This is a genomic window from Pseudomonas sp. GYB4201 (assembly GCF_056312595.1).
The window spans coordinates 1-14,335 of the sequence record NZ_JBWGIG010000049.1 but is presented as its reverse complement, the minus strand read 5'-3'; the positions used below and the strand labels follow the sequence as shown (position 1 = coordinate 14,335).

Genomic DNA, 14,335 nt, shown 5'->3' with positions numbered 1-14,335 from the left:
CCCATGAGTGCTTTGGTCGTCGTTCGTTTCGTGCATTTCTGCGTGGTGCTGCTGGTGTTCGGCACTTTGGTTTTCCGCCCGTTGCTGCTGGGCGACGCCCGCCAGCAGGCGCGCCTGCGCCAGTGGCTGGACCCGCTGCTGTGCCTGCTGGCCGGCGTCGGCCTGATCACCGCGGTGGCCTGGTTGATGCTGACCGCTGCCGACATGTCCGGCAACTGGCAGTCGGCGCTCAACAGTGAAGTGATCATGAAGGTGCTGACCCAGACCTTCTTCGGCAAGGCCTGGTTCGTGCACCTGTTCGCCAGCCTGGTGCTGCTGATGTGCCTGCGCATTCCCATGCGCCTGCCCGTCTGGCTGCCCCTGGGCCTGAGCACCGTGCAACTGGCCACCCTGGCGCCGGTTGGCCACGCCGCCATGCTCAGTGGCGTGCCCGGCGCGCTGCTGATGCTCAACCAACTGGTTCACCTGCTGTGCGTGGCCGGCTGGATGGGCGCGCTGATGCTGCTGATGATCATCCAGGCACGCCCCGCCGGCTACGACCTGCGCGGCACCCTGCTGCGCTTCAGCGGTTATGGCCTGGTGCTGGTGGCCGGCATCCTGGTCACCGGCTTGATCAACGTGCGCGTGCTGACCGGCGCGCTGTGGCCCACGCCCATGGACTCGGGCTTTGCTCTGGTGCTGGCGGTGAAGGCCTCGATCGTGGCGTGCATGCTGGCGTTGGCGCTGTTCAACCGCGCGGCGCTGGCCAATCAGCGCATTGCCCTGAACACCTTGCGCCAGACGGTGCTGGTGGAGTGGCTGTTGGGGTTGGGGGCGTTGGCGGCGGTGTCGTTGCTGGGTACGTTGAGCCCGGTGCCGTTGGTGTGAGTTTGGACGCCGCCTGCGGCAGCTGCTACGGGGCGGCGTCCTTCTCCTTATAAATCGTAACGGTCTACCGCGCGGCGGCGTTCGTTGTCGTCGCGCACATCATAGTTGGCGGTGGTCTGGATATTGGTGTGGTGCGCCAGTTTCTGGGCGATGGACAGGTCGTGCTCTTCGATCACCCGGGTGATGAACGAGCGGCGGAAATCATGGGGCATGATTTTCACGCCGACCTGGGTGCCGCGCTGGCGGGCGATGTAATAGATCGCGTGCTTGGTGATGCGCTCGCGGGTGATGTGGCTGCCGCGGCGGATGCGGTTGAACAGGAACGTGTCGTCCTGCTCGCCCTCGCCCAGGTGCTCGCGGCGAAACGCCAGCCAGGCTTCCAGCTTCTCGAACGCCCAGGCCGGGGCGTATTTCACCAGCTGCTTGTTGCCCTTGCCGGTGACCTGCAGGCTGCGTTCATGGAAATCGATTTGCGCCAGGTCAAGGTTCACCGACTCCGACTTGCGCATGCCCGAACCGTACAGAATCGCGATCACCGCCGCGTCGCGCAGCCCCTGGGGCCGCGGGTCGGCGGCGCACACGTCCATCAGTTCGCGGATCAGCGTGCGCTTGAGGTTGCGGCCCTGGCTGAGCCGCGTGCCGGCGGCCGGCTTGACCGAGCGCATCTTCAGCAGGTGGTCCTGGTCGATCAGGCTCAGGCGCCAGGCCTCGTTCATCACCCCACGAATGGCGTTGACGTACAGCGACGAGGTGTTGGGCGCATAGCCATCGGTGCGCAGGGCGGCCACCAGGCCGGTGATATGGCCCGGCTGCAGCACGTGCCAGGGCACGTCGCGGATGTCGGTGTCGGCAAAGCCTAAGCGATCGGCGGCGTCCTGCAGCACGTATTTCATGGTCAGCTGGCTGGACGGCACCAGCCGCGCCAGGTACTGGACCAGGGGGTTGCGCACGTCCGGCAACGGGTCTAGGGCGGGGATTTCAGGCAAAACGCGGGGTTCCTCGTGGGCTTCAAAGCGCGGCCATGTTAACAGCCCCTGGCAAATGATGGGCGCTCACCCTTTTGCAGCAAGCTGATGAAAACCCGACCGATTTTGGTGCTGACACGTTTCAGCCGGCCCGCAATAGCGCTATGCTGATTTCTTTGTCCCGGTCATCCATGGAGGTAGCGTCATGAGCCAAGATCCACTGAGCAGTCTGTACCCCACAGCAGCGGATATCCCCGAGCAGTACCGCCTGAGCGGCCAGGTCGAGCAACGCGACTACCTGGTCGATGGCGAACTGCGCCGCTGGGAAGGCCCCCTGGCCACCGTCCGCAGCCCGATTTTCCTCGACACCCCCGAAGGCGACCAGCAGGTGATCCTGGGCAGCACGCCGCTGCTCGACGCCGACACCGCCTTGACCGCCTTGGACGCCGCCGTGCGCGCCTACGACAAGGGCCGCGGCGCCTGGCCGAACCTGCGCGTGGCCGAACGTATTCGCCACGTCGAAGGCTTCCTGGCGCGCATGCGCGAGCAGCGCGACGCGGTGGTCAACCTACTGATGTGGGAAATCGGCAAGAACCTCAAGGACTCGCAGAAAGAGTTCGACCGTACTTGCGACTACATCGTCGACACCATCAACGCCCTCAAGGACGTGGACCGCAAGTCCAGCCGCTTCGAGCTGGAACAGGACACCCTGGGCCAGATCCGTCGCGTGCCGCTGGGCGTGGCGCTGTGCATGGGCCCGTACAACTACCCGCTGAACGAGACCTTCACCACGCTGATCCCGGCGCTGATCATGGGCAACACCGTGGTGTTCAAGCCGGCCAAGTTCGGCGTGCTGCTGATTCGTCCGTTGCTGGAAGCGTTCCGCGACAGCTTCCCGGCCGGCGTCATCAACGTCATCTACGGCAGCGGCCGCGAGACCGTCAGCGCGCTGATGGCCAGCGGCAAGATCGACATCTTCGCGTTCATCGGCACCCACAAGGCCGCCAGCGACCTGAAGAAGCTGCACCCCAAGCCGCACCGCCTGCGCTCGGCTTTGGGCCTGGACGCCAAGAACCCCGGCATCATCCTGCCCGAGGTGGACCTGGACAACGCCGTCAACGAGGCCATCACCGGCTCGCTGTCGTTCAACGGCCAGCGCTGCACTGCGCTGAAGATCCTGTTCGTCCACGAGAACGTGGTGGGCAGCTTCATCGAGAAATTCAACCAGAAGCTGGCGGCGCTGAAATCCGGCATGCCGTGGGACGCGGGCGTGTCGCTGACGCCGCTGCCGGAATCGGGCAAGACCGAGTACCTGTCGGGCCTGGTCGCCGACGCCGAGGCCAAGGGCGCCAAGGTGGTGAACGCCGGTGGCGGCGCCATTCGCGGCAACTTCTTCTACCCGGCCGTGCTGTTCCCGGTCACCCCGCAGATGCGCGTGTACCAGGAAGAGCAGTTTGGCCCGGTGGTGCCGATCGTGCCGTTCCGTGACCTGGAGACCGTGATCGACTACGTGCTGGAGTCCGACTTCGGCCAGCAGGCGAGCATCTTCGGCACCGACGCCACCCAGGTGGGCAAGCTGGTGGACATCTTCGCCAACCAGGTCGGCCGCATCAACATCAACGCCCAGTGCCAGCGTGGCCCGGACACCTACCCGTTCAACGGCCGCAAGAACTCGGCCGAAGGCACCCTGTCGGTGTTCGATGCCCTGCGCACCTTCTCGATTCGCACCCTGGTGGCCACCAAGTTCCAGGACGCGAACAAGACGTTGATCAGCGACATCATCCATGACCGGAAGTCGAACTTCCTGACCACGGATTACATCTTCTGATGTGATCGTCCGCAGGACGCGGCCTGTGGCGTGCCAGCAGAACCGCGGCGCTCGGGACGCGGCCTGTGGCCGCTGCTACAGGGTTGCGCGTAGCAGCTGCCGAAGGCTGCGTCCGGCGGCGTGCCTGCAGAATTGCGGCGTCCGGGACGCGGCCTGTGGCCGCTGCTACAGGGTTTCGCGTAGCAGCTGCCGAAGGCTGCGTCCGGCGGCGTACCTGCAGAATTGCGGCGTCCGGGACGCGGCCTGTGGCCGCTGCTACAGCCAGACAGCATCCCACAGCGGATAATCGCCGAGGCGTTTGACCAGGCCGGCGCGTAATGGATTGGCGACGACGTACCGCGCCATCTGCTTGAGGTTGTCTTCCTTGCGCAACGCACGGTCGTGGTAACCCTTCTGCCAGAAACGCCCGGTGCGGCCCAGATACTGGTTAATGCTCTGGCTACTGCGCGCCTTCACCCTGCACATGACTTCGCCCAACGATTTTTCCCGCAGCGCGACCAACCAATGCAGATGGTCCGGCATCACCACCCAAGCCAACGACTCGACCAGCCCTGCCTCGTGCACCGAGCGCAGCTCCTGGACCACCAACCGGCCCGCCCGCAACTGCTCGAAATATCGCGTGCGCCCCTCGGTCACCGTGGTGAGCAGATAGATGCGGCCCGGTTCGCTGTAACGGCCGGTGCGCAGTGTGTAGGCGCGGCGTTTCCTTCCATGGTAATGCCTCCCTGGCTGAAGACAGTACGGTAATGGCGAGGCTAGGGAATGGCTACCTTGGGTGCGTTGCGGGGGATTTCGGACGCGGCCTGTGGCCGCTGCTACAAATACACCCGCGTGGACCCGCGAAATGGCGGTGTCCGGAAGTTTTTTGTGGGCGCGGCAGGCCACGGGGAATGGTGGCCAGAGGCCTTGCAACCGGGCGGGATGTCGCAGGCTAGCGCCACGCAAACGGTTGCGCTATCGGTTTTCAGGTGCGATAACTAAAAAGGTAACGCGACTCGACACCCGATAAAAGCCAGAAACCACGCCCGCATCACTGTCGTTTTCCCGTCGTTTTATGACCGCTCACCTGAGCCTGCCCTTCAACCTCCTCGAGGCCATTCATTGGTGCGCCCAAGCACCTGCTGCACACAAGGAAACGGAACATTGAGCGATCAATCCACTCCGCACTCTCCCCTCGCCCGCCTATGCGCCAAAATCGGCATTCCCTACCCGCTGTTCTGGGGCTTCGTCGGCCTGTTGATCTTCATGATCGGCGACGGCGTCGAACTCGGTTACCTCTCGCCCTTCCTCGGCCAACGCGGCCTGCCTGAACACCAGATCGCCATGGTCTTCACCCTGTACGGGGTCACGGTCGGCATTTCCTCCTGGCTGGCCGGCGCACTGTCCAACCTCTGGGGCCCGAAACGGGTGATGACCCTGGGGTTGATCATCTGGAGCGTCTTCGAGGCGCTGTTCCTGATCTACGGCCTGCAGAAGCTCAGCTACCCGATGATTCTGCTCACCTACGGCCTGCGCGGCTTCGGCTACCCGCTGTTCGCCTACGGCTTTTTGGTGTGGATCGCCGCCGCCACGCCGTCGCGCAAGATGGGCCTGGCCGTGGGCTGGTTCTGGGTGGCCTACGCGGCGGGCCTGCCAACCCTGGGCTCGCTGGTGGCGAGCATCAGCATCCCCATCATCGGCGCCCTGCAGACGTTCTGGCTGTCGTTCGGCCTGGTGGTCATCGGCGGCCTCATCGGCCTGGTAGGCATGCGTGAAAGCCATGGCCTGCAACGCCTGGCGCCCGAGGGTGAAAAACCGCTGGTGTCGATGGCGAAGAACATCACCATCATGTGGACCCAGCCCAAGGTGACCCTGGCCGGGCTGGTGCGGGTGATCAACACCGCGTCGATGTTCGGCTTCCTGGTGGTGCTGCCCGGTTTCTTCATGCACACCGTGGGCTTCACCCTGGAGCAATGGCTGCGCCTGCTGACCATCGTGTTCGTGTTCAACATCATCGGCAACATGGGTTCGAGCATCGTCAGCACACGCATCGGCTACCGCAACACCATCCTCTGGCTGGGCGCGGTGGGCAGTACCATCAGCACGCCGCTGTTCTTCTTCATGCCCCAGGCGTTCCCGCACAACTTCCTGCTGGCCTCGGTGTTCGGCGCGTTCTACGGCCTGACGCTGGCGTGCTTCGTGCCGCTGTCGGCGCTGGCACCGGCCCTGGCGCCGCAGAACAAGGCGGCGGCGTTGTCAGTGCTGAGCCTGGGTGCGGGTGCATCCACGTGGGTGGGCCCGGCCGTGGTGGCGATCTTCAGCGACCGTTTCGGCCTGGAAGGCGTGGTGTGGGCGTTTTCGGGGCTGTACGCGCTGAGCGCGGTGATGGTGGTGTTCCTGCGTGACCCGGAACCGGTGCATGAACCGGTGCTGACCCAGGCCACGCGCCGGATCAAGGTGCGGGTGCCGCGGTTGGATTACCGCTGGGCTCATGCGACGCGCGCCGATTAAGCGGCGCTGGTGACGCGGCCTGCGGCCGCTGCTACGGGGCTTGTAGCAGCGGCCAAAGGCCGCGTCCTGGCATTAAACCCGTTCCAACGCCAACGCCACACCCTGCCCGCCGCCAATGCACAAGGTCGCCAACCCCTTGCGCGCATCGCGCTTGATCATTTCATGCAGCAAGGTCACCAGCACGCGGCAGCCCGACGCGCCAATGGGGTGGCCCAGGGCGATGGCGCCACCGTTGACGTTGACCTTGGCGGCGTCCCAACCCAACTCCTGCCCCACCGACAGCGCCTGCGCGGCGAAGGCTTCGTTGGCTTCGATCAGGTCCAACTGGTCGAGGGTCCAGCCGGCTTTCTGCAGGCAACGACGGGTGGCGCTGACCGGGCCGATGCCCATGATGGCCGGGTCGACGCCGGCGTTGGCGTAGGCGGCGACGCGGGCCAGCACTGGCAGGTGCAGTTCCTGGGCCTTGGCGGCGCTCATCAGCAGCACGGCGGCGGCGCCGTCGTTCAGCGACGAGGCGTTGCCGGCCGTGACCGTACCGTCCTTCTTGAACGCCGGCTTGAGCTTGGCCAGGCTGTCGGCTGTGGTGCCGGCGCGTGGCTGCTCGTCGGTGGCGAAGGCGATGGGGTCGCCCTTGCGCTGGGGAATCAGGATGGGGGTGATCTCGGCGACGAAGCGCCCGCCTTCGATGGCGGCCGCAGCCTTGGCCTGGGACTGCGCGGCGAAGGCGTCCTGAGCTTCGCGGCTGATGCCGTATTTTTCCACCAGGTTCTCGGCGGTGATGCCCATGTGGTAGTCGTTGAAGGCATCCCACAGGCCGTCGCTGATCATGGTGTCGACCATGCTCGCGTGGCCCATGCGCAGGCCGGTGCGCGCGCCGGGCAGCACGTAGTTGGCCAGGCTCATGTTCTCCTGGCCGCCGGCGATGATCACGTCGGCGTCGCCGCAGCGGATGGCCTGGGCCGCCAGGTGCAGGGCCTTGAGGCCCGAGCCGCAGACCTTGTTCAGGGTCATGGCCGGCACGGCCACGGGCAGGCCGGCCTTGATGGCGGCCTGGCGCGCCGGGTTCTGGCCGGCGCCGGCGGTGAGCACCTGGCCAAGGATGACTTCGTCCACCAGGCTGCCGTCGAGGCCGGTCTGGGCCAGCAGTTGGCGGATCACCGCAGCGCCCAGGTCGACGGCGGGAATGGTGGCCAGCGAGCCCTGGAAACTGCCGACCGCGGTGCGGGTGGCGGCGACGATGACGACGTCTTGCATGGTGTGAACCTCGTTGTTATTGGACGATTCGATACGATACGGGCATCAGTGGATTGTCACGCCATTAGATTATTTTGATAATTTTGTTTTTCAAAGCAGTTCATCAGCTTTGCTTATCAATGATCGCCTGCGCGCTACGCAGCGCCAGGGCCACCGCCGTCAGCGTCGAGTTGACCGTGGCCGAGGTCGGCATCACCCCGGTGCCGCACAGGTACAGGTTGTCATGCTCATGGCAGCGGCCAAACCCGTCGCACACCGAGGTGCGTGGGTCGTGGCCCATGCCCAAGGTACCGGTGATGTGCTGGTTGTTGGAGAACTTACCGTCGGCGCTGTGGCGCAGGTTAGTGCCGCCCATCAGCTGTGCAATGCGCAGGAAGTCCTGGCGCGAGGCTTCGGCGCCGCGCCGGGTGTAATCGTCGATGGCGTAGTGCAGGCGTGGCGTGGGCAGGCCCAGCTTGTCACGGCGGTCGCTGAGGGTCACGCGGTTGTCGGGGTGGGGCAGCAGCTCCAGCACGTCCTTCACGCTCATTTCGAAGGCGGCGCGGTGGCGCAACTGGGTCTTGAACGCTACGCCATAAACCCCGGCCTTGAGCAGCGCCTCGCTGGCCGTGTCGACCCGCGAGACGTTGGTGAAATCCAACCGGTAGGCGGCGCGATGGCGGCGGAAATCACCGTCGCGCAGGGTGTTGATAGAACTGGGGCTCTGCGGGCCGCGGCCCAGCCAAAGCTCCTCGTCGGCGTCGAAACTGAGCGAGGTGCTGGGGTGGTCCATGAGGTTGCGGCCCACCTGCCCCGAACCGTTGGCCAGGCCGTGGGGATAGCGGTCGCTGGCCGACATCAGCAGCAGCTTGGGGCTTTCGATGCCGTTGGCGGCGACGATAAAGGTCTGGCCGGTGACCCGATGGCTCTGCTTGTCCGGGTCATAGTAATGCGCAGCGATGATGCGCCCCCGGGCGTCGTGCTCCAGGCGGTAGACCACTGCCTTGATCTGCAGGCGCACGCCCGCCGCCACAGCCTGCTGGATGGCGATGCCGCCGTGGTATTGGGCGTTGATGGGGCAGATGGGCTGGCAGCTGTTGCTGGCGCAGCACGGTGGCCGGCCATCGTAGACCTGGCTGTTGCGCGCCGCCGTGTTGCCCACCACGCTGTAGGTCGGCGCCAGGCGCTCGCGAATGCGCGCCATGGCGTAGGGTTCGGCCACCGGCGCCATGGGCAGCGGCTGGCTGCGCGGCGAGCCGGTGTTGGCGGCGCCGGACACGCCCATCAGCACCTCGGCCTGCTGGTAGAACGGCTCCAGGTCGGCGTAGGCCAGCGGCCAGTCGACGCCCACGTCGTACAGGCTCTTCAGGCGAAAATCGTTGGGCAGCAGGCGCCAGGCCTGGGCGGCCCAGTGCCAGCTGGTGCCGCCCACGCCGCGGATGTACTGGGTGTCGTAGGAGTACGGGCCGGCCTGGTCGAGGTAGCCGTTGGGCTCGGGCTGGTAGATAGGGTGCGGCGCCCAGTCGTGGTACGGGTACGGCGCCAGCCAGTCGTGCTTGCGCGGCGCGGCGCGAAACGCTGCCACCACCTGGGCGTGGTCGATGGGGCCGCCCGCCTCCAGGATCAGCACCGACAGCCCGCGCTCCGCCAGGCGCCTGGCCGCAGTTGAGCCAACGATGCCGCTGCCGATCACCACCACGTCGGCGCTCAGGACCTCAGGCATTGCCCGCCACCGGCTTTTGCGTCCAGCTGCCGTAGCCACCCAGGGCGAAGCTGGGCGGCTGCAGCACGTCGCTGACCATCTGTGCGTTCAACGCTTGTTCGTAGGCCACGCAGCGCGCCTGGGCGCCGCTGCCGACGATGCCCATGAACCAGGCGCGGGCGATGGCCCGGGGGACTTTGGCCAGCGGCGATTGTTCGCTGTCGAGGGTGTGCTGCAGGGTCTCGGGGCTGATGCGCCGCGCTTCGATCAGGCTCAGCAGTTGGCGGGCTTGTTCGGGAAAGCCGGGGTGCAGATCGCACAAGGCCTGGTACAGGGCGGCGGCCAGGCTGGCGTCCAGGGCCTGCTGGCCGGCGATCAGCGCCGACAGGGCGAGGAAATCGGCCTGGGCCGGGCTGTCGACCGGTTCAGCCAGGGCAAAGCCGATGTGCGAGGCCGTCCAGGCGCCCAGCACGGCCGTCAGCAGGGTTCGGCGGGTGGGGTTCATGGCATCCATTCTCCGGGGCATCGCTGTTGGAACACGATAACGCGGAGAAATTCAGCTGCTGGCCAAAAACGCGTAGCCGCGGCCGCAGGCGGCGCTGGCCATCACCCCCGCTGGAGATCTCCAGGGTTCATGCGGGCCAGCGCAGCCTGCGGCAGCGGCTACAGCGCGGACGTTTTTTACGTCGAACCGTCAGGCGACCGCAGCGGAGATCAGGGTGCTGGCAGCAGCCTTTTCGACCTTGATGGCGATGAACTTCGAGGTCGGGGTGAAGGTGCGGTCGCCGTAGCTTTCCAGCGGCACCAACGGGTTGGTCTCCGGGTAGTAGGCAGCGGCCTGGCCTTCGGGGATGTCGTAGGCGATCAGGGTGAAGCCCTTGACCCGACGCTCGCGGTTGTCGTCCCACAGCGCCACCAGGTCGACCTTGTCGCCCGGCGCCATGCCCAGCTTGCGAATGTCCGCCTCGTTGACGAACACCACGTCACGCATGCCGTACACACCGCGGTAGCGGTCGTCGAGGCCGTACAGGGTGGTGTTGTACTGGTCGTGGGAGCGCATGGTCTGCAGGATCAGGTCCGGCGCGACGTTCATCTTGCGCACGCCGGCGTTGACCAGGTCGTCGGGCAGCAGGCTGGCGGTGAACTGCGCCTTGCCGCTGGCGGTTTTCCACACGCGCTGGGCGGCGGTGTTGCCCAGGTGGAAGCCGCCCGGGTGCTCCAGGCGCTTGTTGAAGTCAGTGAAGCCCGGCAGCGTGTCGGCGATCAGGTCGCGGATGCGGCTGTAGTCGCCCACCAGCCAGTGCCAGTCCACCGGGTGGTTGCCCAGGGTGGCGGCGGCGATGCCGGCAATGATCGCAGGCTCCGAGCGCAGCGCCGGCGAGCGCGGCTTCAGCTGGCCGTGGGAGATGTGCACCATGCTGAAGGTGTCTTCCACGGTGATGCCCTGCGGGCCATTGACCTGCACGTCGATCTCGGTACGGCCCAGGCACGGCAGAATCAGCGCGTCCTTGCCGGTGACCAGGTGGCTGCGGTTGAGCTTGGTGGCGATATGCACCGTCAGGTCGCATTTGCGCAGGGCTTCGTGGGTGCGCGGGGTGTCCGGCGTGGCTTGGGCGAAGTTGCCGCCCAGGCCGATGAACACCTTGGCTTCGCCACGTTCCATGGCGCCGATGGCCTGCACGGCGTTGTGCCCCACTTCGCGCGGCACGCTGAAGTTGAAGCGCTTTTCGATGGCGTCCAGCAGGGCTTTCGACGGCTTTTCGTCGATGCCCATGGTGCGGTCGCCCTGCACGTTGCTGTGGCCACGCACCGGCGACAGGCCGGCGCCCGGGCGGCCGACGTTGCCGCGCAGCAGTTGCACGTTGATGACTTCCTGGATGGTCGGCACCGAGTGCTTGTGCTGGGTGAGGCCCATGGCCCAACACATGATCACGCGTTCGGCCTTGCGGTACATGCTGGCGGCCAGTTCGATATCCGCCAACGGCAGGCCCGACTGCTCGACAATGTGCGCCCAGGTGGTGGCGTCCACTTCAGCCAGGTAGGCGTCCATGCCGGTGGTGTGCTCGGCAATGAAGGCGTGGTCGAACACCGCGGGTTCGCCGTTGGCCTGGGCCTCGCGCTCCCACTGCAGGAGGAACTTGGCCATGCCGCGGAACAGCGCCATGTCGCCGCCCAGCGCGGGGCGGAAGTAGGCCGAACTGGTGGGCTTGGAGCCGTTGCCGAGCATTTCCAGCGGGTGCTGTGGGTGCTGGAAGCGTTCCAGGCCGCGCTCCTTGAGCGGGTTGATGCAGATCACCTGGGCGCCACGCTCCACCGCTTCACGCAGCGGCTCGAGCATGCGCGGGTGGTTGGTGCCGGGGTTCTGGCCGATGACGAAGATGGCGTCGGCGTGCTCCAGGTCGTGGAACACCACGGTGCCCTTGCCCACGCCCAGGGTCTCTTTCATGCTCACGCCGCTGGCTTCGTGGCACATGTTCGAGCAGTCGGGGAAGTTGTTGGTGCCGTAGGCCCGCACGAACAGCTGGTACAGGAAGGCGGCCTCGTTGCTGGCGCGGCCCGAGGTGTAGAACTCGGCCATGTCCGGCGACGGCAGCGCCTTCAGGTGCCTGGCGATCAGCGCGTAGGCGTCTTCCCAGCTGGTTTCCACGTACTTGTCGCTGGCGGCGTCGTAGCGCACCGGGTGGGTCAGGCGGCCCTGGTACTCCAGCCAGTAGTCGCTTTGCGAGGCCAGCGCCGTTACCGTGTACTTGTTGAAGAACGCCGGGTTCACCAGGCGCCCGGTGGCTTCCCAGTTGACGGCCTTGGCGCCGTTCTCGCAGAACTTGACCATGCCGTTTTCCGGCGACTCGCCCCAGGCGCAGCCCGGGCAGTCGAAACCGCCGTTCTGGTTGGTCTTGAGCATGGCGCGGATGTTGGTGAGCGCCTTCTTGCTGCCCAGCCAACTGCGCGTCACCGCTACTAAAGCGCCCCAACCAGCTGCGGCACCTTTGTAGGGTTTATAGCGTTCGTGCGTGGACATGGGGCGCTCCGTTTTCGGCAGTGAATTCAGAATCTCAGGCTATTCCCGGCCCTGCCAGCTGTCCAATTGCTATTAGTGAACGCGTGATCGACGCCATCTATCACGCCTTGATAGACGCCATTGATCATGTCTTCACTCGAAGTAATTAGACCTGCCCCCACCGCACCCTTATTCTGGACGCACGAATGAGCTGTTCAACGAGGTATGCATGTCTGATCGGACCCTGGTAGACGGTTTCGCCCGGCGCGTGGACTACGTGCGCCTGTCGGTGACCGACCGCTGCGATTTCCGCTGCGTGTACTGCATGGCCGAGGACATGACCTTCCTGCCGCGCCAGCGCATTCTCAGCCTGGAAGAGATCGGCGAGCTGGCCGAACGCTTCGTCGCCCTGGGCACGCGCAAAATCCGCCTTACCGGCGGCGAACCGCTGGTGCGCAAGGGTATTGTCGAGCTGTGCCAGCGCATCAGCGCCCTGCCCGGCCTGCGTGAACTGTGCCTGACCACCAACGGCTCGCAGCTGGCGCGCCTGGCCCAGCCGCTCAAGGCCGCGGGCGTCAAGCGCCTGAACATCAGCCTCGACAGCCTGGACCCGGCGCGCTTCAAGGAACTGACCCGCACCGGCGACCTGCAGGCGGTGATAGACGGCGTCGATGCCGCCAACGCCGCCGGCTTCACCCACACCAAGCTCAACTGCGTGGTGATGAAGGGCCGCAACGACCACGAGATCAACGACCTGGTGGCGTTCGCCATCGACCGCGGCGTGGACATCTCCTTTATCGAAGAGATGCCGTTGGGCACGATCAGCGAGCACAGCCGCGCCGAGGCGTTCTTCTCCAGCGCCCAGGTGCGCGAGGTGATCGCCCAGCGCTACACCCTGATCGACTCCGCCGAATCCACCCAGGGGCCATCGCGCTACTGGCGGCTGGCCGAGGCACCGCACATCCGCATCGGCTTCATCTCCCCCCACAGCCACAACTTCTGCGCCACCTGCAACCGCGTGCGCGTCACCGTCGAAGGGCGCCTATTGCTGTGCCTGGGCAACGAGCACGGCATGGACCTCAAGGCCGTGCTGCGCGCCAACCCGGGCCAGCCGCACAAGGTGGAACAGGCGATTATCGAGGCCATGAAGCTCAAGCCGTGGCGGCATGACTTCCAGGTCAACGACGACGTGCAGGTGGTGCGGTTCATGAACATGACCGGCGGTTAGCGCCCACGGCGCGCGCGTAACCGCTATCATCGAACCTGCTCCCCCTGCCTAGCCCCCGGTGTTGCCTTGGATATCAAACAGCTCAAGTTCCTCATTGCCCTGGACCAGACCCGGCACTTCGGCCAGGCCGCCGCGCGCTGCAATATCACCCAGCCGACCCTGTCCATGCGCCTGCGCAACCTGGAAGACGAACTGAACATCGTGCTGGTCAACCGCGGCCAGCGCTTCGAGGGTTTTACCCCCGCCGGCGAGCGCGTGCTGGCTTGGGCGCGCACGCTGATCGCCGCCCACGATGGCTTGTACGCGGAAGCCGCTGCCTGCCGCGGCCAGCTAATCGGCGACCTGCGCCTGGGCGTGGTGCCGCTTAGCAGCTTCAACACCACGCAGTTCATCCAGGCGCTGGCCAAGGAGTTTCCCGAACTGGGCTTCAGCGTTTCGACGCTGACCAGCGACGACATCGTCGCCGGCCTGGCCAACAACCACATCGACCTGGGCATCTGCTACCTGGACCAGGTCAACGCCAGCCACTTCGAGTACTTCGAACTGTCCTCGACCCGCATCGGCGTGCTCTACGACAAACGCTATTTCAGCTTTGCCAGCGCGCACATCAGTTGGGAAGAGGCCGCCGAACTGCCGCTGGGCATGATCCTCAACGGCATGCACTTCCGCAAGTCCGTGGACCTGAGCTTCCGCAGCCGCGGCCTCAGCCCGCGCCCGGTGCTGGAAAGCGATTCCACCTTCCAGCTGATCCAGGCGTTGCAGGCCGGCTTCTGCTGCGCAGTCATGCCTCTGGACGGCGGCTTCGAGGGGCTGAGCGAACACATCGGCGTGCTGGAGCTGCCCGACGCCGAAGTACTGGCGCCGCTGGGCCTGATCATGCGCCGCACCGAGCCGCGCTCGGCCATCGCCGAAAAATGCTTCGCCCAGGCACGGCAGTTGCTGGCTTCGTGACAAACACCGCGTCGTCTGCATCGCGACCAAGGTCGGCTCCTACGCGGTCCGTGGTAGGAGCCGACCTTGGTCG

The 14,335-nt window shown here is 65.8% G+C and carries 11 protein-coding genes; 5 read left to right on the top strand and 6 right to left on the bottom strand.

Translation table 11 applies throughout. The annotated features are described in order from the left end of the window. Window positions 1–3 precede the first annotated feature (3 nt). Window positions 4–867, top strand: a complete 864-nt coding sequence (gene copD / locus AC0Z2B_RS29155) for a copper homeostasis membrane protein CopD (RefSeq protein WP_476301303.1) — start codon at window positions 4–6, stop codon at window positions 865–867. Window positions 868–914: 47 nt separating this feature from the next. Here the strand turns inward: copD and AC0Z2B_RS29150 are convergent, their stop codons facing one another. Beyond that, window positions 915–1,853, bottom strand: a complete 939-nt coding sequence (locus AC0Z2B_RS29150; protein ID WP_476301301.1) for a site-specific integrase — start codon at window positions 1,851–1,853, stop codon at window positions 915–917. A gap of 184 nt (window positions 1,854–2,037) precedes the next feature. Here AC0Z2B_RS29150 and AC0Z2B_RS29145 point away from each other — a divergent pair, with 184 nt between their 5' ends. Beyond that, on the top strand, window positions 2,038–3,660 hold the full coding sequence (locus tag AC0Z2B_RS29145; RefSeq protein ID WP_416424216.1) for an NADP-dependent glyceraldehyde-3-phosphate dehydrogenase: 1,623 nt from the start codon (window positions 2,038–2,040) through the stop codon (window positions 3,658–3,660). Between the two features lie 255 nt (window positions 3,661–3,915). Here AC0Z2B_RS29145 and AC0Z2B_RS29140 read toward each other — a convergent pair whose 3' ends face one another. Further along, window positions 3,916–4,347, bottom strand: a complete 432-nt coding sequence (locus AC0Z2B_RS29140; protein WP_476301356.1) for an REP-associated tyrosine transposase — start codon at window positions 4,345–4,347, stop codon at window positions 3,916–3,918. A gap of 456 nt (window positions 4,348–4,803) precedes the next feature. Here AC0Z2B_RS29140 and AC0Z2B_RS29135 point away from each other — a divergent pair, with 456 nt between their 5' ends. Next, window positions 4,804–6,150, top strand: a complete 1,347-nt coding sequence (locus AC0Z2B_RS29135; RefSeq protein WP_476301299.1) for an MFS transporter — start codon at window positions 4,804–4,806, stop codon at window positions 6,148–6,150. 72 nt (window positions 6,151–6,222) lie between these two features. Here the strand turns inward: AC0Z2B_RS29135 and AC0Z2B_RS29130 are convergent, their stop codons facing one another. The 4 genes from AC0Z2B_RS29130 to AC0Z2B_RS29115 form a co-directional block, all read right to left on the bottom strand. After that, window positions 6,223–7,404, bottom strand: coding sequence for an acetyl-CoA C-acetyltransferase (locus AC0Z2B_RS29130; protein WP_476301297.1), 1,182 nt, complete (start codon window positions 7,402–7,404; stop codon window positions 6,223–6,225). Between the two features lie 103 nt (window positions 7,405–7,507). After that, window positions 7,508–9,106, bottom strand: coding sequence for a GMC family oxidoreductase (locus AC0Z2B_RS29125; protein ID WP_476301295.1), 1,599 nt, complete (start codon window positions 9,104–9,106; stop codon window positions 7,508–7,510). After that, window positions 9,099–9,590: a sugar dehydrogenase complex small subunit gene (locus AC0Z2B_RS29120; RefSeq protein ID WP_476301294.1), complete on the bottom strand. Its 492-nt coding sequence runs from the start codon at window positions 9,588–9,590 to the stop codon at window positions 9,099–9,101. Before AC0Z2B_RS29120 ends, AC0Z2B_RS29125 begins: the two co-directional genes overlap by 8 nt. 189 nt (window positions 9,591–9,779) lie before the next feature. Then, window positions 9,780–12,104 (bottom strand): FdhF/YdeP family oxidoreductase, encoded by a 2,325-nt coding sequence (locus AC0Z2B_RS29115; protein ID WP_476301292.1) that lies wholly within the window; start codon window positions 12,102–12,104, stop codon window positions 9,780–9,782. Between the two features lie 208 nt (window positions 12,105–12,312). Between AC0Z2B_RS29115 and moaA the strand changes: the two genes are divergently transcribed. Together moaA and AC0Z2B_RS29105 are read left to right on the top strand one after the other, a co-directional pair. Next, complete coding sequence (moaA, locus tag AC0Z2B_RS29110) at window positions 12,313–13,311, top strand: GTP 3',8-cyclase MoaA (RefSeq protein WP_476301290.1); 999 nt, start codon at window positions 12,313–12,315, stop codon at window positions 13,309–13,311. 66 nt (window positions 13,312–13,377) lie between these two features. Continuing rightward, window positions 13,378–14,262 carry a LysR family transcriptional regulator gene (locus AC0Z2B_RS29105; RefSeq protein WP_476301288.1) on the top strand — a complete coding sequence of 295 codons (885 nt, stop codon included), beginning with the start codon at window positions 13,378–13,380 and terminating at the stop codon, window positions 14,260–14,262. The last annotated feature ends 73 nt before the right edge of the window (window positions 14,263–14,335 follow it).

What these genes read in the sequence shown, in the direction of transcription:
- moaA (WP_476301290.1), top strand. Translation starts at nt 12,313, where the DNA reads ATGTCTGATCGGACCCTGGTAGACGGTTTCGCCCGGCGCGTGGACTAC.
- AC0Z2B_RS29145 (WP_416424216.1), top strand. Translation starts at nt 2,038, where the DNA reads ATGAGCCAAGATCCACTGAGCAGTCTGTACCCCACAGCAGCGGATATC.
- copD (WP_476301303.1), top strand. Translation starts at nt 4, where the DNA reads ATGAGTGCTTTGGTCGTCGTTCGTTTCGTGCATTTCTGCGTGGTGCTG.
- AC0Z2B_RS29115 (WP_476301292.1), bottom strand. Translation starts at nt 12,104, where the DNA reads ATGTCCACGCACGAACGCTATAAACCCTACAAAGGTGCCGCAGCTGGT.
- AC0Z2B_RS29125 (WP_476301295.1), bottom strand. Translation starts at nt 9,106, where the DNA reads ATGCCTGAGGTCCTGAGCGCCGACGTGGTGGTGATCGGCAGCGGCATC.
- AC0Z2B_RS29130 (WP_476301297.1), bottom strand. Translation starts at nt 7,404, where the DNA reads ATGCAAGACGTCGTCATCGTCGCCGCCACCCGCACCGCGGTCGGCAGT.
- AC0Z2B_RS29120 (WP_476301294.1), bottom strand. Translation starts at nt 9,590, where the DNA reads ATGAACCCCACCCGCCGAACCCTGCTGACGGCCGTGCTGGGCGCCTGG.